The organism is Alteromonas sp. H39 (assembly GCF_047556435.1).
In the GTDB taxonomy this organism is placed as follows: domain Bacteria; phylum Pseudomonadota; class Gammaproteobacteria; order Enterobacterales; family Alteromonadaceae; genus Alteromonas.
This window is the reverse complement of the sequence record NZ_CP180210.1, coordinates 2,969,322-2,989,753: the sequence shown is the minus strand read 5'-3', so window position 1 is coordinate 2,989,753 and position 20,432 is coordinate 2,969,322. Positions and strand designations below refer to the sequence as shown.

Sequence of the window (20,432 nt, the reverse complement as noted above, 5' to 3'; positions counted from 1 at the left end):
AGTAATGGGTCGATCAGGCGTAGCATCCAGCTTTTCGGATTGTCACGGCTTTGTAACGACAGGACACATACTATTCCCAAAGTACAGTCAATACCTGACTAGTTTACTGGGGTAAATACTTGACCATTTTACTCAGGAATGGAACAATACGCCCATCTTTAAGGGATGGAGCTACGTGATGAAATTAACCTCAAAAGGACGCTATGCCGTTACCGCAATGCTTGATGTTGCGCTGCATTCTGCGCGTGGGCCGGTACCGCTGGCTGATATCTCAGAGCGTCAGGAAATCTCTCTTTCTTATCTTGAACAACTCTTCTCCAGGCTGCGCAAAGAAAAACTGGTCGACAGCGTTCGCGGTCCCGGCGGCGGATACCTTCTGGGGCGCGAAGCGACCAAAATTGCCGTTGGCGAAGTCATACGAGCGGTGGACGAGAGCGTGGATGCCACGCGTTGTCAGGGACAGTCCGACTGCCAGGGCGGCGAACGTTGTCTGACCCACAGCCTGTGGCAGGATTTAAGCGACCGCATCAGTGTGTTTCTGAATTCAATTACACTTGGGGAGCTGATGGACAAGCGCGATGTTAAAGAAGTCGCGGGTCGTCAGGACAAAAACAAATCATTAGCTCATCTTACTAACGATATCGAAGTCAGTATTCAATTGTAATGCAAAGACCTATTTACCTGGATTATGCAGCGACAACGCCGGTTGACCCGGTTGTCGCAGAAAAAATGACAGCTTGCCTCACGTTGGATGGCAACTTTGGTAATCCTGCCTCACGCACCTACCGCTTCGGCTGGATAGCCGAGGAAGCGGTGGATGTGGCCCGCAATCAGGTAGCGGACCTGGTAAATTGTGACCCTCGTGAAATTGTCTTTACATCTGGTGCTACCGAGTCGGACAACCTTGCGATCAAAGGCGTCGCTGAGGCGTATCAGGATAAGGGGCGTCATATTATTACCGCCAATACCGAGCACAAAGCTGTGCTGGATACCTGTGACGCGCTGACAGTGAAAGGGTGGGAAGTAACCTGTCTGGACGTTGATGCCGACGGTCTTATCTCGCCTGAGCAGTTAAGAGAGGCCATCCGTCCGGATACCGTGCTTGTCAGCCTGATGCACGTGAACAACGAAACCGGTGTTATTCATGATATTAACGCGTTAGGTAACGTCTGTCGCGAGCACGGCGTACTGTTTCATGTTGACGCCGCACAGAGCGCGGGTAAGTTACCTGTTGATTTGTCTGTGCTGCCCGTTGACCTGATGTCGTTCTCAGCCCACAAAATTTATGGTCCGAAGGGCATTGGCGCACTGTACGTTCGACGTCGTCCCAAAGTCAGACTGGCCGCGCAAATTCATGGCGGTGGTCATGAACGGGGTATGCGCTCTGGCACACTGCCTACCCACCAAATTGTGGGGATGGGGGAAGCATTTGCATTAGCCGCCGAGAAAATGGCCGATGAGTCGCAACGCATTCAGACTTTACGTGAAAGGCTTTGGGCAGGCCTAAGCCAGCTGGATAATATTTATTTAAATGGCCATCACGCTTCTCGCGTTGCGGGCATTCTGAATGTCAGCTTCGGTGGCGTTGATGGTGAGAGCCTGATCATGGGGCTTAATGACATAGCAGTGTCGTCAGGTTCGGCATGTACCTCAGCCAGTCTGGAACCATCTTATGTACTGGCGGCGCTGGGTCGTAGCGCCGAACTGGCACATGCGGGGATACGCATGAGTATCGGCCGGTACACCACAGAACAAGATATCGACTATGTGATTGGAAAAGTCACCGACGTTGTCACTCGCTTACGCGCCGCATCAGAGCAGCGTGAAACAGCGTAGTATAAACGGCGTTAAATAGGGGCTATTCAGCCCGGATCGTTGAATATTGAGCACTAATGGGGCATGATCCGCGGCGTTTTCAGCGTGGCCGGAAATTCCCCCTCCAATGTTCTGTAGAACTTCCCGCCTCAGCGACTGTCCAGAGGCGGTAAATACTTGAGCAATTTAGTCAGGTATTTTACAATATACGTTAAGAATTTTATGAACTGCTTTTGTTCCGAAGTCTGAAATTCAGGGCTTCGACGAGTTATCCGACAAGACCGTTATGGTCGGGTGTGAAAAAGCAGTGAACGCAGGCAAAAAAGTGAGATCACAATCATGAGTGAACAGATCGAACAGGCGTTAGAGCGAAAATACGAAGCCGGGTTCTATTCCGAAATCGAAGCTGATACGTTTGAAAGTGGCCTGGACGAATCCGTAATTCGCCGCATTTCAGAAGTGAAAGGGGAACCTGAGTGGATGCTGGAATGGCGTCTTAAAGCTTACCGTTCCTGGCTGGAAATGGAAGAGCCGGACTGGGCTCATGTGGATTACCCGAAAATCGATTACCAGGCGATCTCTTACTATTCGTCGCCTAAAAGTATGAAAGACAAGCCGAAGTCGCTGGACGAAGTGGATCCGGAGCTTTTGCGCACCTATGAGAAACTGGGCATTCCGCTTCACGAGCAGGAGATGCTTGCCGGTGTGGCTGTAGACGCCGTTTTCGACTCTGTTTCTGTTGTGACTACGTTCCGGGAAAAGCTGGAAGAAGCCGGTGTTATTTTCTGCCCTATTTCTGAAGCAGTTCACAAATATCCGGAGCTGGTGAAAAAGTATATCGGTTCTGTGGTGCCGCGCACAGACAACTACTTTGCTGCGCTGAATAGTGCAGTGTTCACAGATGGCTCGTTTGTCTATATTCCAAAAGGCGTGCGTTGTCCGATGGAACTGTCGACGTACTTCCGCATCAATGAGCAGAACACGGGACAATTCGAACGTACGTTAATTGTTGCTGATGAAGGTAGCCACGTAAGTTATCTCGAAGGTTGTACTGCGCCTCAGCGTGATGAGAACCAATTGCACGCCGCCGTTGTTGAGTTGGTGGCAATGGATGATGCCAAAATAAAATACTCCACCGTACAGAACTGGTATCCCGGCGATGAAAATGGCAAAGGCGGTATTTATAACTTCGTGACTAAACGCGGCATCTGCCATACCAACGCCAAGATTTCATGGACACAGGTAGAAACCGGCTCAGCGGTAACCTGGAAGTATCCAAGTTGTATTCTAAAGGGTGATAACAGTGTTGGTGAGTTTTACTCTGTTGCACTGACGCGAGGTCGTCAGCAGGCAGACACCGGTACCAAAATGATCCACTTGGGTAAAAATACCCGCTCTACCATTATTTCCAAAGGGATCTCGGCTGGTAAAAGTAATAACGCCTACCGGGGTCTGGTGAAAATGGGACCGAAAGCGGATGGCGCGAGAAACTTCACCGAATGTGATTCTCTGCTTATCGGCGATCAGTGTGGTGCACATACATTCCCGTATATTGAGAGCCGCAACCCGTCGGCCATTGTAGAACATGAAGCGACAACATCGAAAGTGAGCGACGAGCAGTTGTTCCTGTGTCGGCAACGGGGTCTGGATACCGAAAAAGCGGTGTCTATGATTGTTAACGGCTTCTGTAAAGAAGTATTCAAAGAGCTGCCAATGGAATTTGCTGTAGAAGCCGGCAAACTGCTCGAAATTAGTCTTGAAGGTTCAGTGGGGTAATAATGCTTAAAATCAGTAATTTACATGCAAGCGTGGAAGAGAAGGCCATCATCAAGGGGCTGGATCTGGAAGTGAATCCCGGTGAGGTACACGCGATCATGGGTCCGAACGGGGCCGGCAAAAGTACTCTTGGCTATGTATTGTCAGGTCGTGACGGTTACGAAGTGACCGGCGGCGAAGTGCAATTCAACGGCGCCGACCTGCTTGAACTGGAAGTCGAAGAGCGAGCCCGAGAAGGCTTGTTTCTGGCATTCCAGTATCCGGTTGAAATTCCTGGCGTCAGCAACATGGAATTTATGAAAGAGTCAGTGAATGCGATGCGCGAGCAGCGCGGTGAAGAGCCACTCACTGCTGCTGAGTTTCTCAAAAAGGCCAAAGCTGCCTGCAAACAGGTGCAATTACCGCTTGATTTCTTAAAGCGTGGCGTCAACGAAGGTTTCTCCGGCGGTGAGAAAAAGCGTAACGAACTCATGCAAATGATTTTACTTGAGCCGTCGCTATGTATTCTTGATGAGTCCGATTCCGGTCTGGATATCGACGCCCTTCAGGTTGTTGCTGATGGCGTGAACAGCCAGCGTGACGGTAAGCGCAGCTTTATCGTGGTAACTCACTATCAGCGACTGCTGGACTACATCAAGCCAGACTTTGTGCACATTCTTGCCGACGGCAAAATTGTGAAAAGCGGTGATGCGTCGCTGGCACTGGAAGTAGAAAAAGGCGGCTACGCGTTTCTGGGTAAAGCGTACGAGGAGGCTGAAGCATGAGTCAATGGCTAAATCAGGTCATTGAGCAGGCGAAGCAGGTAAATGATTATCTGGCGCCGGTGCGTCAGCAGGCCTTACAAACTCTGGAAAACGATGGCTGGCCGGGGCGTCGGGATGAAGCGTGGCGGTTTACGCCGCTGACCTCAGTGGCAGAGCGAGAGAGTCATACACCAGGCGCTCAGCAAACGGCAGACGCGCCGCAGGTGGACAACCTGAATGCCATTGATGTTGTCTTTGCCAATGGACAGCTTGTCACTGATATCACCAGCATCAACTGGCCAGAGGGCGTCACGGTTACCTCGCTGGCTGACGCGGGTACGCACGAAAGTGCAGTGGCCAGCGTATTTGGTCAGGTTAAGCCCACCAGGCACCTGTTTGGCTTGGTAAACGATGCATTGTGTCAGCAGGGTATCTTTATTGACGTTGCTGCTAATACCCATATCGAAACGCCAATTCGCATAGTGAACCTGGCTACGGAAAATGTGGATGCGCATACCCGTGTGCTGGTGCGAGTAGGTGAGTCTGCGAAAGCGACTATTATTGAACATGGTTCTGGTGAAACACAAAGCCTGACTACCGCATTTGCGGAATACGACATTGCGTCGTCAGCGCACCTGGAACATTACCGTTTTGTGATGTTTACCAAAGACGCGACACATCTTGGTGGCAGTCACTTTAAACTGCATAACGAATCGAAGCTGAATAGTACGCTGGTAGGCTACGGTAGTCAGTTGTCACGGGTGGATGTAGACATTCACCATGCCGGTGAATATGCCAATGCGAAAATGAATGCAATATATCTGCTTGCGGAAGGCGAACTGTTCGATTTACACAGCACTATCGAGCATGCGATGCCGAATGGCACGACAGAAGAAAATGCCCGCGGCATTGTCGGTGATCGTGCACGCGCTGTGTTTAACGGCCGTATTCATATTCACCGTGACGCACAAAAAACACTGGCCGAACTGAATAACCGGAATTTACTGCTATCACGTCGCGCATTGATCAATACCAAGCCTGAGCTTGAGATTTATGCTGACGACGTCAAATGTGCTCACGGTGCAACGGTGGCTGAAATCGACGAAACGGCATTGTATTACCTGCTGACGCGCGGCGTAACGCGCAGTAGAGCACTGGTGATGCTGAACTTCGGCTTCATTCAGGAACTGGTGTATCAAATGCCTAATGCTGCATTACGTGAGTGGCTGCTGCCGGTACTTAGCGAGCGCTTCACCCAAATGGAGGTGAAATGAGTCTCGACGTGCAGGCACTGCGCGCGCAGTTTCCTATTCTTGATCAACAGATTGACGGCAAACCGCTGGTTTATCTGGACAATGCGGCAACGACACAGAAGCCACAGGCGGTTATTGATGCGTTAATGGCGTTTTATACGCAGTGCAATGCCAATGTGCATCGTGGCGCTCATCATTTGTCTGATGAATCTACCCGCCGGTATGAAAAAGCGCGCGATAGCGTAGCTGCTTTCATTAACGCCGGGGCGCGTGAGGAAGTTATCTGGACCAGCGGCACCACCGAGGCCATCAACATTGTGGCAAACGGGTTGGCGCAAAAGCTAAACCCGGGTGATGAAGTTGTCGCAACTGAGCTTGAACACCATGCCAATCTGGTAACCTGGCAACAAGCCTGTAAAAAGGCCGGTGCAACGTTAAAAATCGCCCCCATATTTGATAGTGGCGAACTGGACGTCCAGGCATTTGAGGCGCTCCTGACTGACAACACGAAAATGGTGGCCTTTCCTCATGTGTCTAACGCCCTGGGGACAGTGAACCCGATTGTGGAATTGACCCGCATGGCCAAAAAGGTCGGGGCCTGGGTTTTGGTTGACGGCGCTCAGGGGATCGCACACGGTGGCGTGGATGTGCAGTCTATTGGCTGCGATTTCTATGCGTTTTCTGGCCATAAGCTGTTTGGCCCTACCGGCATTGGTGTGCTGTGGGGCAAAAAAGAAGTATTGGAAAACTGGCCGGTATGGCAGGTCGGCGGCGAGATGATTAGCGATGTGACCTACCAGAGTGCGACGTGGGGCGCATTGCCGAACCGGCTTGAAGCGGGAACGCCGAATATTGCCGGGGCGATTGGTCTTGGCGCAGCGGTTACGTGGTTCGACTCGCTCAATACGGACGATGTGCGTGCGCATGAACAACAGTTGCTGGCTGCGGCTACTGAGCAGGCGCAGGCGCTGGACGGTATGCGTATTATTGGGACCGCACCTGAAAAGGTCGGTGTGTTGTCGTTCATGCTTGGCGATGCACATCCGGCGGATGTTGGGTTTATTCTGGATCGACAAGGTGTCGCAATACGCACCGGCGATAATTGCGCGCAACCGCTGATGAAGCGTTTTGGCATTCCGGGCACCGCCCGTGCCTCGTTCTCTATTTACAACACGCTTGAAGAAGTGGACATGCTGTTTAGTGCACTGAAAAAAGCGAAAATGATGTTGGCCTAAGGAGGTAACATGACTGTTGAAACTTTTACCCCCAGCACACAGCTGCTAACGCTTACTGATAGTGCGATAAAGCACTTTGAGAGCAAGCTGGCAGACAAGCCCGGTCAGGTTATCCGCTTATCAACAAGAGTAAGCGGCTGTACCGGTTATGCTTATGTTCTGGATTTTGCCGACGCGCCCAAAGACGGTGACGAAGTGCTGAATGTCTCTGATTCTCTTCGCGTTGCAGTGGCAGCGGATGCCACTGATTTGCTTCGGAATACCGAAATTGACTATGTCAAAGAAGGGGTTAACGGCATTATCAAATATAACAACCCCAACGTGGTCGACGAGTGCGGCTGTGGCGAGAGCTTTAACGTAGGTTAGTCGTTGATTCTATGAAGCAGAAAATGGTAGTCACCGAGCGTGACTGTACAGCACGCTTGGTTCCGGCCGGTGATAAAAAAGTCATCCCTGAGGGCGAGTTTGTCAATATCACCCAGGATCTCGGTGGAAACTATACGGTGACATGGCACGGCAATATGTACCGCATTGACGGTACCGACGCTGACGCGATCGGCCGTAAGCCACAGAAGCTGGATTTTCCTGAGCCAGAAGATGGTAAAATCAGCGAGTCGCAGGTTTGGGATGCCCTTGAAACCATTTTTGACCCGGAAATCCCCATTAACCTGGTGTCACTGGGGTTGATATACAAAGTGGTTATCGATCAGGATTCCAGAGCGGTAAATATCGACATGACGCTGACGGCACCGGGTTGCGGAATGGGGCCGGTTTTGGTTGGCGATGTGGAATACCGGGTAGGGTTGGTACCACATGTTGATACCGTAAATGTAGAGCTTGTCTTCGATCCGCCGTGGTCACGCGACATGATGAGCGAAGAAGCACAGTTAGAAGCGGGTCTGTTTTTTTAAGACTCACGTAGCATAAAGAAAGAAGGCCTGGTACGAACCACAGGAAATATGATGCAATTACCAAGCAGCGAAGAAATCATTGACGATTTAGCCTTTTTTGATGACTGGGAGCAGCGCTATCAGTACATCATTGATTTAGGCAAAAGCATCCCCGGCCTGAGCGAGTCTCAGCGCACACCGGACCGTTTGGTTAAGGGTTGTCAGAGTAGTGTCTGGCTTATCTCTCAAACCAAAGATGGCAAAATTCAGTTCGACGTTGACAGTGATGCGGTGATTGTACAAGGACTGCTGGCGCTGGTGTTGGCTGCTTACAACAATAAAACGCCCAGGCAAATTCTCGATTTTGATATCAATGGCTATTTTGAAGCGCTGGATTTAGAGCGACACATTACCCCGACCCGGGGCAATGGTTTGCGAGCTATTGTGGGTAAGATTCAGGAACAGGCGCGTCAGGCAATTCATTAATCAGCCGCGTAGTTTGTTGGTGAGCATGCCTAAGCGGACACTTCCTCTGCAGCAAGCGTCGATGAATAAGCGGTGATATAAGACAGGGCGGATAGTCGTCATATTCATTCGCCCAGCTTCGAAGCAAGCCGCGCAGGCAGCCCAGCTACGTCGACACTGTATTCCCGTCCGCATCACACCGCCGGTTGTCATCCGTTTGACACAAATATCGTGTTATAAACAACTGCTTACAGGCGAAGGTGTAATCGGCGCTGGTCAAGCTGATGAGAATTGCCTATAATTCGCGGCCAAAAATTTTTACACGACTTATTGAGGACAGAAAAGCATGGCTCTAGAGCGCACTTTTTCGATTATCAAGCCTGATGCGGTAGCTAAGAACGTTATCGGTGCAATTTATAACCGTTTTGAATCTGCGGGCCTTCGCATCGTAGCATCTAAAATGATCCACATGAGCAAAGAACAGGCTGAAGGCTTTTATGCAGAGCATAAAGAGCGTCCTTTCTTTGGCGCACTGGTAGACTTCATGACGTCTGGCCCGGTAATGGTTCAGGTTCTCGAAGGCGAAAATGCAGTAGTGAAAAACCGTGAAATCATGGGTGCAACTAACCCAGCAGATGCGGCGGCGGGAACACTGCGTTCTGACTACGCTGAGTCAATTGACGAAAACGCAGTACACGGTTCTGACGCGCCAGAATCTGCAGCCCGTGAAATTGCTTACTTCTTCTCTGAAGAAGAGATCTGCCCTCGCACGCGTTAATACGCCAGGCCAGGTAAAATAAAAGGGAGCCAGCGGCTCCTTTTTTTGTGCCTGTGCCTCTACGTGATCGTGTTGGTTCTTTGAATCAAGCCGTCACATCGGGTTAAAGCAGACAGATAACGAGCCAGGTGCTGGCTTGCGATTGCAACTGGGAGTTGGTTTTCCCGCTTTCTCTGTTAATCGTGCTGTGATAGAATTTGCGACCAATTTTTGAGCAGTAAAGACGCATTGAGCCTTTCTGAATCTAACAGGCGATAGCCACTCAGATACAGTTCAACCTGATATTGCGCTCACATTTTTCGGTTGCGATTGATGGTCTTCGAGAACATCAGCAAACCAGACTGAAATTAAAAAGAGTCTAAACTTGTCACAACATTCACTGTCGTAGTGAAGATGTGGCGTGCGTCGTAAATCCATTTCGGGCAGCGCGTGATTGCGTTGCTCATTAAGGTAAAAGGTAAGGTCATCCAGACAATGTCGAAGACAAACTTGTTAAATTTAAATCGTGAAGGGCTGCGCAAGTTCTTCAAAGACATCGGCGAAAAACCGTTTCGTGCTGATCAGCTAATGAAGTGGATTTATCAGCAAGGTGTCAGTGATTTCGATGAAATGACCAACCTGAATAAAGGTCTCAGAGAAAAACTGAAGGCGGAATGTGAGATTGTTGCGCCGGAAATTGCGTATTTTCAGGAAGCCAGTGACGGTACCATCAAGTACGCGTTGACACTTCAGGGCGGCCAGGAAGTTGAAGCGGTGTGGATCCCGGAAACCGACCGCGCCACATTGTGTGTTTCTTCACAAGTCGGTTGTGCACTGGAGTGTACATTCTGTTCGACAGCCCAGCAGGGTTTCAACCGCAACCTGTCGGTCAGTGAAATTATTGGTCAGGTATGGCGTGTGGCCACCCATTTAGGTTTATCAAAAGACTCCAGTAAGCGTCCCGTTACCAACGTGGTGATGATGGGAATGGGTGAGCCCCTACTGAACCTGAAAAATGTCGTTCCAGCCATGGATATCATGCTGGATGATTTTGGTTTTGGTTTGTCTAAACGCCGGGTGACGTTAAGCACCTCTGGCGTGGTACCAGCGCTGGATATGCTGGGAGACCAGATTGACGTGGCCCTGGCAATTTCTCTGCATGCGCCAAATGATGAGCTGCGTAATGAAATTGTTCCGATTAATAAAAAATACAACATTGAGACCTTCCTGGCCGGGGTGCGCCGCTATCTTGAAAAATCCCGCGCAAATCAGGGCAAAGTCACAGTAGAGTATGTTATGTTGTCTCACATTAATGACAGCACAGATCAGGCACATGAACTGGCAAAAGTGCTCAAAGAGACGCCATGTAAGATAAACCTGATCCCGTTTAACCCGTATCCGGGATCGCCTTATACCTGTTCAAGCAATTCGCGTATTGACCGCTTCGCAAAAGTGTTAATGGAGTACGGTTATACGGTGATGGTACGTAAGACCCGGGGTGACGATATTGATGCAGCCTGTGGTCAGTTAGTTGGTGATGTTGTCGACCGTACCAAAAGAATGTTGAAAAAACAGATGAAGGGCGAAGCGATATCGGTAAAAATGGCACAATAATCAATAAGAACCGAGGAGTAGGTGTCGTATGCGGATAGCATTGCTGACGCTAGTGATATTCATGGCCGGCTGCGTGAGTCAATCGCAGCCGGGAAACCGATATAACGACAATTTTGACCGGCAGGAAGCGGCCAAAACCCGAATCTCCCTTGGGCTTACCTATCTCAAAAACGGCAATTATTCACAAGCCAAATCAAACCTGGATAAAGCGCTTGAGTTTGCCCCTCGCATGGCAGATGCACACTATTCGTTGGCGTATTACTATCAGTTAGTAGGGGAAAACCAGCGTGCCGAGGATGCCTATCAGAACGCGATGGATCTGGCTCCAAGAAATGCTGATATAGCCAACAGTTATGGCGCGTTTCTGTGTCAGTCTGGCCGGTATGATGATGCGAAATCGTATTTCCTTAAAGCCGTTAACAGTCAGCGCTACTCTAACAGTGCCGAAACCTATGAAAATATGGCGTTGTGCGCGCAAGGCCAGGGCGAGACAGACGATGCTATTGAGTATCTGAATACGGCACTGAACTACCAGCCGACCAGGGCGAAAAGCCTGTTTTTACTGACGGAGTTATACGTCAGCCTGGCACAATGGGACGACGCAAAAGCGTCGCTCAAAAAGCTTGAAAAAGTGGGGCGCGTGAGTCCTGAGTCTCTTTGGTTAGCTGTGCAAATCGCGCAGGGTCAGGGTGATCTGGAAACGTCAAAAGGCTATGGCGATATGCTGATGACCATGTATCCCACCAGTTCACAGGCAAAAGCGTATCAGCAACAAAAGTTAACAATGCCAGCACCGGTTGTCAGTCGTAAAGCAAAAAATCGGGTGATAGTGGTAGACGCCGAACCTGAAGCCGGTGAGCGTGCGCAGGATACGCAGAACGGTATGGATAACGACTCCATGTCTGATGCCGTCACTAATAGTCAAAACGCTGAAGCCGCAGACACAGCTTCAGCTTCGGCAGAGACCGCTGACGACCCATCCGCCGCAACGCAAAATGCTGACGAGTCGCAGCCGCAATCAATCACTCAGAATCAACAGAATAGCTCAGTCGAGGCAGTGCCCGAACAGAATGGAGAAGCGGGAGACCGCGCGCGTTTTCATATTGTGCAGAAAAAAGAGAATCTGTACCGTATCTCACTGAGGTATAACGTGAAAATGGACACGCTAAAGGAATGGAATAGCCTTGATGATTCTGGCGCGATTTTTGCCAGAATGAAGCTTTGGTTAATCCCACCAGAGCAGCAGGAGGAAGAATAAGTCTGATGGTGTCAGAACAAGAACAAAATACAGATGTGCAGGAAACCAATGACGCGCCTAAGGCAAGTCCCGGAAAATTATTGCGTGAAGGGCGCGAAGCGCAGGGACTGAGTCAGCAGGATATTGCCAGTAAGTTATTTTTAAAGGCGTCGCAGATTGACGATATCGAACATGATCGTCTTGATGACCGCATGTCAGTGACATTTACCAAAGGCTACGTGCGTAACTATGCCAAGCAGTTGGGCTTAGATTCCCAGCGAGTCGTGGAAGAGTTCGAACGGTGTCACAACACGCCTAAATCATCTGCAAAGCTGCAAAGCTTTTCTCGACGTGTCGCTAAACAGGCACACGATGATCGCTGGATGATGGTTACCTGGATTATCGCACTGCTTCTTATAGGGGGGGTTGTTGCGTGGTGGTATCAACAATCAGTTGATGAACCGCTGACTCAGGAGCCGGTGGTGCAAAGTGAAAATACCGCCGATGTGTATGAAGATGAGGATATCCCTCCCTTGGGTGGTGAAAGTGCCGTAAGTGAAAACGGCCTGGGGGGTGTTGAGCCACTTGGTGGAGCTGGTGCCGTGAATACCAGCCAGACTGCGGTTGTTGAAGCTGATGAGCTGGCTGAAGATGAAAGCGTTGAGACCAGGCCTGATGCCGATGAGTCGGCGACAACACAAGACGGAGACGATGCGGTAACCGCGTCGGTGGACGTTGATGAGCGTCAGCCCGCTGCAGACGAGTCGACCAGAGAAGCCAGTTCCCCATCAGCCGACGCCACACCTATTAATATGGTATTTACTTTTGGTGAAGATTGCTGGGTAAACATTGAAGATGCCACGGGTGAGGCTATCGCCTATGGCGTCAAGCAGGCCGGGCGGGTAATGTCGATTCAAGGCGTGCCGCCGGTTGAAGTTACGCTCGGTGCACCGGATAATGTAACCATAACCGTTGATGGTGAGCCGGTCGACATGTCTTCTTATCAAAATGGTCGTACCGCCAGGCTCTCGCTTCCCACGCAGGAATAACGATGTTTTCAGAAAGTCCTATAAAGCGCAGAAAATCTACCCGTATTAATGTCGGCAATGTGCCTATTGGTGATGGTGCACCTATTGCCGTGCAGTCTATGACTAACACGCAGACCACTGATGTAAAAGCGACGGTTGCACAGATCAACCGGATTGTTGCCGTTGGTGGCGAAATTGTCCGTGTCTCTGTACCGACCATGGACGCCGCCGAGGCCTTTAAGCAAATTCGGGAACAGGTATCGGTTCCACTGGTTGCAGATATCCACTTTGATTACCGGATTGCGTTAAAAGTGGCGGATTATGGCGTAGATTGTCTGCGAATTAACCCTGGCAATATCGGTAATATGGAACGTGTGCGGTCGGTTGTGGATTGCGCCCGTGATAAAAACATTCCGATCCGCATTGGTGTGAATGGTGGCTCACTGGAGAAAGATTTGCAGGAGAAGTACGGTGAACCCACGCCGGAAGCCCTGGTTGAATCGGCCATGCGTCATGTAGATATTCTCGATAAGCTTAATTTTGATCAGTTTAAAGTGAGCGTAAAAGCCTCTGACGTGTTTTTGGCTGTAGGCGCGTATCGGTTGCTAGCCAGTAAAATTGATCAGCCACTACATTTAGGCATTACCGAAGCCGGTGGCCAGCGTGCCGGTGCGGTGAAAAGTGCCGTGGGCCTGGGCATGCTGCTGTCTGAGGGGATCGGCGATACGCTGCGGGTGTCTCTGGCAGCAGACCCGGTAGAAGAGATTAAAGTCGGATTTGATATTTTAAAATCGCTTCGCATTCGCTCACGCGGCATCAATTTTATTGCCTGCCCCAGTTGCTCTCGTCAGGAATTTGATGTTATCGGCACTGTGAATGCGCTGGAGCAACGACTGGAAGATATTTTGACGCCAATGGATGTGTCAATTATCGGTTGTGTTGTCAACGGCCCGGGTGAAGCTGAGGTGTCCGATCTGGGGCTTACCGGCGCCAGAAACATGAGCGGTTACTATGTTGATGGCAAACGTCAGAAAGAAAGGCTGAAAAACGACGATCTTATCGACCAACTTGAAAGCCGGATCCGTGCGAAAGCTGCCAAGCTGGACGAAGCCAACAAAATCCCGGTTTCGGTTAAAGAATAAGCGAAAGCGACCTGACACCGCAGGATCTTACTCCCAGCGGCCTGCGGCGATTGTTGTTTGTTATTAATGCCCCTATAATGCGGGGCTTTTATTTATACGCGGTATGAGATTTTTACGTGGCTAAAACTATCCAGGCGATTCGTGGAATGAATGACTGCCTGCCGGAAATTTCCGGCACATGGCAACAAGTGGAATCTGTATTAAGACAGGTTGTAGCCAGTTATGGCTATCAGGAAATTCGCACACCTATTGTGGAGAGCACGGATCTTTTTAAACGGTCTATCGGTGAAGTCACCGACATTGTTGAGAAAGAAATGTACACGTTCGAGGATCGCAATGGCGACAGTCTGACGTTGCGTCCGGAAGGCACGGCCAGTTGTGTTCGTGCAGGTAACGAGCACGGGCTGCTTTACAATCAGCAGCAACGGCTGTGGTATTTAGGGCCGATGTTCCGCCACGAGCGCCCGCAGAAAGGCCGTTACCGCCAGTTTCACCAGTTTGGGGTGGAAGCCTACGGTTTAGGCGGTCCGGATATCGATCTGGAAGTCATTTTGCTAAGTGCGCGCTTATGGAAAGCGTTTGGTATCAGCGACAATGTTACGCTGCAAATCAATACGCTGGGTTCTAATGAAGCACGTCAGGATTACCGCGAGGCCCTGGTGGAATACCTGAAAGCCCGTGCCGATAAGCTGGATGAAGATTCCTTACGTCGTCTGGACACTAACCCGTTACGAGTACTGGACAGCAAGAATCCGCAGGTTCAGGAAGCCATTGCTGATGCTCCCTCGCTAATGGATTATCTGGATGACGAATCCAGAACGCACTTTGAGACATTATGCTCGCAGCTCACTGAAGCCGGCATTGCCTTTGAGGTAAACCCCCGCCTTGTGCGTGGGCTGGACTACTATAATCGCACCGTGTTTGAATGGGTGACAGACAGCCTTGGCGCACAGGGTACGGTATGTGCCGGCGGCCGCTATGATGGTCTGGTTGAACAACTCGGTGGTAAAGCCACGCCGGCAGTCGGTTTTGCCATGGGCATGGAGCGTCTGGTATTACTGCTTACCACGTTGCACGCCGACGCACAGGATGAATCCTCTGCGGATGTGTATGTAACTGCATTGGGTGAAGACGCGCAGGCATACGCTGTGCAGGTATCTGAGACACTACGTGATAACTATCCCGATATTCGTGTGATGATGCATTGTGGTGGTGGCAACCTCAAGAAGCAGTTGAAGCGTGCGGATAAAACCGGCGCGAAGCTGGCACTGATTCTTGGCAGCGAGGAAGCCCAGCAGCATACCGTCGTAGCCAAGCCACTGCGTGACGGCAATGAACAACAAACGGTTGCGCTGCAGGATATTGGCAGCGTACTGGCCACACTTTTACATTAATACGTCTTTCACCGGCGACACGCTGGTCAGGAATATCGAGAGGAAAAGATGGAACAATTCGCGACAGAAGAACAACAGGTAGAAGCGATTAAACGATTTTGGAAAGAGCACGGCACGGCCATCATTGTGGGTGCGGTACTTGGACTTGGCGGTCTGTGGGGCTGGCGTTGGTATACCGACAGTCAGCTTGAAGCACAGGAAGCGGCTTCTACACAGTATCAGGCAACGGTTGAAAAGCTTGGGCAGGAAGGCGCTAATGCAGAACTTGACGCGTTTATCAAAGCGAATTCTGACAGCGGATATGCTGGTATCGCCTCACTGCTGGCGGCACGTCAGTCAGTAGACGACGGTGATTTGGATGCCGCGGCATCACACCTGAATATGGTTATCACCAATGCAGATGATCCGCAGATGAAAGCCATCGCAGGTATTCGTCTTGCTCGTGTGCAATTAGAAATGAACCAACTGGATGCGGCGCTGTCGACATTGAATGATATTAACGACGACGCATTCACTGCGCAGATCGCCGAAGTAAAAGGTGACGTGTACGTCCGCCAGAATAAAATGGACGACGCACGGATGGCTTACACTTCTGCACTGGAAGAAAATGCGAATAACCCTCTGCTGCAAATGAAGCTGGACAATCTGGCTGTTGCAGCGGGTTCATAAGAATAACGGAGTAATCGAATTGTCTCTGAAATCGTGTGACCGTAAAGGTCGACTTACACGCGCTATCGGCATGGCAGCTGTCATGTCGTTTACCTTGTCTGGCTGTACCACTATTTCTAACTGGTTTGCTGACGACGAAGAGCTGGAAATACGAATTTTAAAGCCCATTGAGGCGCAGTTCTCTCCGAAAGTGGAGTGGGATACCGACATCGGTGATGGGGTCGATTACTACTTCTCGCGTCTGCGTCCGGTGTATGCGTACGACAAGCTGTTCGTTGCTGATCGCCATGGTGATATCCGTGCTCTGGAACTGGAGAGCGGCGATACCATTTGGAAAAGAGACCTAGCCATTTTTCGTGACACCGGCTTCTTCTCCGGCGTAAGCAAAATCTGGAGCAGCGGCGAGTCTGCCAAGATTGGTGGTATTGCCGTGGGTGACAACAAAATGTTCGTTGGCACCGAAGATGGATTAGTTTTGGCGTTGAATGCCGAGACGGGTGAGCCGCTTTGGAATGCCTCAATTCCTGGTGAAGTACTGGCACCGCCGGCGCTTGAAGAAGGTATACTGGTGGTAAATACCGGCGCGGGTGTGTTGTTTGGTTTTAATGCACAAACCGGTGAAGAATTGTGGCGTCATGAAAGCGACACGCCTCCGCTAACGCTTCGTGGTATTTCAGCTCCTGTCGCGGCAAATGGTGGGGCATTGATCGGGACGTCAACCGGCAAGCTGCAGGTGAACATTCTTGAGTCAGGTGTACTGGCTTGGGAGACGCAGATTGCGACGCCTTCGGGTGCTACAGAGCTCGAGCGCATCGTTGATATTGATACTACGCCGTTGATGTACGGTGGTATTGTCTACACGATTTCGTACAACGGTACGCTGGCAGCGGTAGAACTGCGCAGCGGACGTATAATCTGGAAACGTGAGTACGGCGCGTACCGAAACGTAACCTTGCAGGGCAACGAGCTTTTTGTGGTAGATAATAACTCGAATGTATATGCACTGGATCGTCGTAATGGCGTCGAACTCTGGTCACAAAGTGCGCTGAAAGGACGTTCTCTGACGTCAGCAGAGCCGGTAGGTGAGCATGTTGTTGTTGGAGATAACTGGGGCTATTTGCATTGGATTAATGCCGAGAGTGGTAAAATTGTTGCGCGCCTTGAAGTGGGCGATGATGATGAAGATGAAGCCATTTTCACTGCGCCGTTAAAAGTGGGTGAACGTCTTATCACTGTTACCCGCGATGGTGTTGTTGCTTCCATAAAGACCCCACAATAACCTGCAGACTGCGCTGCTGACGTAGCAGCGCGAAACAGGTATAATTTCATTCAATTCGGACTGGCCGCGTAGAAGTACGCGGCCAGTTTGTTCATTTTTGTATTAGGATTTCTCAATGTTACCCGTAGTGGCTCTGGTTGGCCGTCCCAATGTGGGCAAGTCCACCTTATTTAATCGACTTACCAATACCCGTGATGCGCTGGTGGCCGATTTCCCTGGTTTAACCCGGGACAGAAAATATGGTCAGGCGACCTTTGAGCAACGCCAGTTCATCGTGGTGGATACCGGCGGTATTACAGGGGACGAAGAGGGGATTGATGCGCACATGGCGCAGCAGTCATTGCTGGCGATTGAAGAAGCTGACGTCGTGCTGTTTCTGGTTGATGCGCGCGCCGGCATGTTGCCTGCCGATCAGGGGATCGCAGACCATTTGCGCCGACTGGACAAACAAGTATTTCTTGTTGCCAACAAAGTGGATGGCATCGATGGAGACAGTGAAAGCGCAGAGTTCTATTCGCTGGGTCTGGGAAATATTCATCAGATAGCCGCAGCGCATGGTCGCGGTGTGAGCCAGCTAATGACCCAGGCGCTGTCTCCCCTGTCTGAAGCCTTTCCTGAAATGCAGGTACAGCCGAAAGCTGAAGAGCAGGAAGAAGACGCAGAGTCGCAACGTGAAAGGTTGCAAAGCCTGCCGATTAAACTTGCCATTGTGGGTAAGCCAAATGTGGGTAAGTCGACGCTGACCAATCGCATTTTGGGCGAAGAGCGTGTCGTGGTTTACGACATGCCTGGCACCACCCGCGACAGTGTGTATATTCCGATGTCACGTGACGAACGTGAGTATATCCTGATTGATACTGCAGGTGTGCGTAAACGGCGTAAGATCACAGAGGCTGTGGAGAAGTTCTCTATTGTCAAAACACTTCAGGCTATCGAAGAGGCCAACGTAGTGTTACTTGTTGTTGACGCGCGGGAAGGCATTTCCGATCAGGATCTCAGCTTGCTTGGTTTTATTCTGAACTCAGGGCGTTCACTGGTATTAGCCGTAAATAAATGGGACGGCCTGAATACCGATATCAAAGATGAGCTTAAGCGCGAGCTCGACCGTCGTTTAGGGTTTATTGATTTTGCCAGACTGCATTTCATATCAGCGCTGCATGGCTCTGGCGTAGGGAATTTGTTTGAGTCGGTGCAGGAAGCATACAACAGTGCTACCAAGCGAATTAACACGTCAATGCTGACGCAAATCATGGAAATGGCACAACAAGATCATCAACCGCCGCTGGTACGTGGACGTCGCGTTAAAATGAAGTATGCCCATGCCGGAGGATATAATCCGCCAGTGATTGTGATCCATGGCAATCAGGTAAATGACTTATCTGCATCTTATAAGCGCTACCTGATGAACTACTTCCGCAAAGCCCTGGATGTGATGGGTACGCCAATCCGGATTGAGTTCCGCGAAGGGGCCAACCCGTTTGAAGGCAAGAAAAATCAGCTGACACTGGCGCAGCAGCGTAAACGTCGCCGGATGATGGATTATCACAAGAAGAAATAATAACGCGACGTAGCATGGTGTAACCGGCCGCTGTGGGGCGTTGTGTAGGGAATGGATTGAAGAAAAACGGGCAGTGAGTGCCCGTTTTTCTTATCTGCGAGCTTCAGGACTTGCCCTGTGGTGCTTACAGTCAAGAACCTGCTCGTCGATGGTCGTTTTTGATTTAACCCGCCAGGCCTGTAGAAGACGGTCTTAATTTAGACACTTGGCTGCGAGCCTGAGAGACCATAGTTTGACTCGCACCTTCCCTGACAAAGGTTACTGCACAGACGTTTGCTGTGTAGCCTGCATTCCACGAATTGCTGCCATTAATTTTGATTGTTCCGGGACAATAATTAACGGCATTGCCTGTTGCACCAGCGAATCGGACACATGACGGGGAAAGGTCGTGGTGATTTTCACAATTTTATCCTGCTGGCGGAACACATAGGTACTGGCGAAAAGACTCTCAGCATAGTCTGACGAGGCGGTTAATGCCATGACTTTGCCATCGGCATTTTGCGTAGTTCCTTTTACGGAAAATGCACGTATTCCCCCGTCATCATCTAATGTCATATCGCGCGCCATGGCGACCTCTTTTGCCTGCGCTAAATCTTGCTGAAGCTCAGAGTTAAGCAGTGCGTCGTCTGACTGATTCAGCGGTGACAGAATCGGATATACGCTGATATCAAGAAGCGCATTATCGTATTGGGGATGCAGGTAACGGCTGATTACCCCTTTAAAAGGATCGTGGTAAAGCTGCGTATCTTCTTTGACAAAGTCACCGATTTGCGCGGGTAGCTGCATATTGGCGAAGTAGTCACTGGCATCCAGCGCGCTATACAGATAGCGGGCACTAAATACACCATTGTTGCTGACATCCTGCCACCACCGGGTAAGTGCCGTTCTGGCAACGTCCTGGATGTTCTGGTCTGTCAGCGAAGAGACCGTAACATCAAGCAATCTCGTATCAATTTCTACCCCCCGCCACTGAACCGTCACTTCAGTAAAATTGCGCACGTGAGTGGGCAGGGCCACGGTTCCCATCGATAATGTGTTTATCGTATTTTGCCACGCGGAGCCATTCGTGACGGTTGCAGACTGATTCGAGATAAGTAGTTCGTAATCACTGCCGGAAGAAGAGGGGAGTACCGCGGTAAACCAGTCCTGCTCAGACAGGATATCTAAAAATTGCTGTGGTGAGATGGGATCATCCACACATGACTGCTTTTGTTCGTTGGCAGCGCGGCAGGCTTCAGACGCGTTCTCACTGGGGTAGGTTGAGAAAAATGCGATAGGCGCTTTTACTTTGTGCCCGGTTGGCTGATCAACAACAACAAGCTCGTCGCCAACAAATGTAGGCGAACTTAACTGACACCCTGTCAGCGCTACAGTCCCTGCTATCACCAAAAACGCTTTCACTGCTGCTGCCCGCTCGAAGACACATTGATTACCGGTTCGCTAGTGTGAACTAAATCAACAGGACTAACAATCTGCCCGGATGAATTATTTTTCATCTGAAGAGGATCCGCAATAAGCCGACTTTGTGAATCGTCAGCAGGCCGTAACGGGCCAAAGGAGTCGTCAGTAAGGCAGAG

Annotated in this window: 19 protein-coding genes; 18 read left to right on the top strand and 1 reads right to left on the bottom strand. The window is 50.4% G+C overall.

What is annotated here, in order from left to right; all coding sequences use genetic code 11:
* Positions 1-178 precede the first annotated feature (178 nt).
* The 18 genes from iscR (at position 179) to der (ending at position 18,855) form a co-directional block, all read left to right on the top strand.
* Positions 179-664 carry a Fe-S cluster assembly transcriptional regulator IscR gene (gene iscR / locus ACLBLI_RS13195; protein WP_414828055.1) on the top strand — a complete coding sequence of 162 codons (486 nt, stop codon included), beginning with the start codon at positions 179-181 and terminating at the stop codon, positions 662-664.
* Positions 664-1,836 carry an IscS subfamily cysteine desulfurase gene (locus ACLBLI_RS13190; RefSeq protein ID WP_414828054.1) on the top strand — a complete coding sequence of 391 codons (1,173 nt, stop codon included), beginning with the start codon at positions 664-666 and terminating at the stop codon, positions 1,834-1,836. Before iscR ends, ACLBLI_RS13190 begins: the two co-directional genes overlap by 1 nt.
* A 318-nt stretch (positions 1,837-2,154) precedes the next feature.
* Entirely contained in the window at positions 2,155-3,591 is a 1,437-nt protein-coding gene (gene sufB / locus ACLBLI_RS13185; RefSeq protein WP_414828053.1) for a Fe-S cluster assembly protein SufB, read from the top strand.
* Positions 3,592-3,593: 2 nt separating this feature from the next.
* Positions 3,594-4,355, top strand: a complete 762-nt coding sequence (gene sufC / locus ACLBLI_RS13180) for a Fe-S cluster assembly ATPase SufC (RefSeq protein WP_414828052.1) — start codon at positions 3,594-3,596, stop codon at positions 4,353-4,355.
* Positions 4,352-5,608, top strand: coding sequence for a Fe-S cluster assembly protein SufD (gene sufD / locus ACLBLI_RS13175; protein ID WP_414828051.1), 1,257 nt, complete (start codon positions 4,352-4,354; stop codon positions 5,606-5,608). Before sufC ends, sufD begins: the two co-directional genes overlap by 4 nt.
* Entirely contained in the window at positions 5,605-6,822 is a 1,218-nt protein-coding gene (locus tag ACLBLI_RS13170) for an aminotransferase class V-fold PLP-dependent enzyme (protein WP_414828050.1), read from the top strand. Before sufD ends, ACLBLI_RS13170 begins: the two co-directional genes overlap by 4 nt.
* Positions 6,823-6,831: 9 nt before the next feature.
* Complete coding sequence (locus ACLBLI_RS13165) at positions 6,832-7,188, top strand: HesB/IscA family protein (protein WP_414828049.1); 357 nt, start codon at positions 6,832-6,834, stop codon at positions 7,186-7,188.
* Between the two features lie 11 nt (positions 7,189-7,199).
* Complete coding sequence (gene sufT / locus ACLBLI_RS13160; protein WP_414828048.1) at positions 7,200-7,733, top strand: putative Fe-S cluster assembly protein SufT; 534 nt, start codon at positions 7,200-7,202, stop codon at positions 7,731-7,733.
* A gap of 51 nt (positions 7,734-7,784) precedes the next feature.
* Positions 7,785-8,198, top strand: coding sequence for a SufE family protein (locus ACLBLI_RS13155; protein ID WP_414830965.1), 414 nt, complete (start codon positions 7,785-7,787; stop codon positions 8,196-8,198).
* A 325-nt stretch (positions 8,199-8,523) separates the two neighbouring features.
* Entirely contained in the window at positions 8,524-8,955 is a 432-nt protein-coding gene (ndk, locus tag ACLBLI_RS13150) for a nucleoside-diphosphate kinase (RefSeq protein WP_218311929.1), read from the top strand.
* A gap of 474 nt (positions 8,956-9,429) precedes the next feature.
* Positions 9,430-10,548, top strand: a complete 1,119-nt coding sequence (locus ACLBLI_RS13145; RefSeq protein ID WP_414828047.1) for a bifunctional tRNA (adenosine(37)-C2)-methyltransferase TrmG/ribosomal RNA large subunit methyltransferase RlmN — start codon at positions 9,430-9,432, stop codon at positions 10,546-10,548.
* A 28-nt stretch (positions 10,549-10,576) separates the two neighbouring features.
* Complete coding sequence (gene pilW / locus ACLBLI_RS13140) at positions 10,577-11,806, top strand: type IV pilus biogenesis/stability protein PilW (protein WP_414828046.1); 1,230 nt, start codon at positions 10,577-10,579, stop codon at positions 11,804-11,806.
* 5 nt (positions 11,807-11,811) lie between these two features.
* Positions 11,812-12,834: a RodZ domain-containing protein gene (locus tag ACLBLI_RS13135; protein ID WP_414828045.1), complete on the top strand. Its 1,023-nt coding sequence runs from the start codon at positions 11,812-11,814 to the stop codon at positions 12,832-12,834.
* Between the two features lie 2 nt (positions 12,835-12,836).
* Complete coding sequence (gene ispG, locus ACLBLI_RS13130) at positions 12,837-13,955, top strand: flavodoxin-dependent (E)-4-hydroxy-3-methylbut-2-enyl-diphosphate synthase (RefSeq protein ID WP_414828044.1); 1,119 nt, start codon at positions 12,837-12,839, stop codon at positions 13,953-13,955.
* Between the two features lie 116 nt (positions 13,956-14,071).
* Positions 14,072-15,349: a histidine--tRNA ligase gene (gene hisS, locus ACLBLI_RS13125; RefSeq protein ID WP_414828043.1), complete on the top strand. Its 1,278-nt coding sequence runs from the start codon at positions 14,072-14,074 to the stop codon at positions 15,347-15,349.
* A gap of 48 nt (positions 15,350-15,397) precedes the next feature.
* Complete coding sequence (locus tag ACLBLI_RS13120) at positions 15,398-16,018, top strand: YfgM family protein (protein WP_414828042.1); 621 nt, start codon at positions 15,398-15,400, stop codon at positions 16,016-16,018.
* 70 nt (positions 16,019-16,088) lie between these two features.
* The gene (gene bamB, locus ACLBLI_RS13115) at positions 16,089-17,297 is read left to right on the top strand and encodes an outer membrane protein assembly factor BamB (protein ID WP_414830964.1); all 1,209 of its coding nucleotides are present in this window, start codon (positions 16,089-16,091) and stop codon (positions 17,295-17,297) included.
* Positions 17,298-17,412: 115 nt separating this feature from the next.
* The gene (gene der / locus ACLBLI_RS13110) at positions 17,413-18,855 is read left to right on the top strand and encodes a ribosome biogenesis GTPase Der (RefSeq protein ID WP_414828041.1); all 1,443 of its coding nucleotides are present in this window, start codon (positions 17,413-17,415) and stop codon (positions 18,853-18,855) included.
* Between the two features lie 258 nt (positions 18,856-19,113).
* On the opposite strand, the gene ACLBLI_RS13105 is transcribed toward der, so the two are convergent.
* Entirely contained in the window at positions 19,114-20,256 is a 1,143-nt protein-coding gene (locus ACLBLI_RS13105; RefSeq protein WP_414828040.1) for a hypothetical protein, read from the bottom strand.
* Between the last annotated feature and the right edge of the window lie 176 nt (positions 20,257-20,432).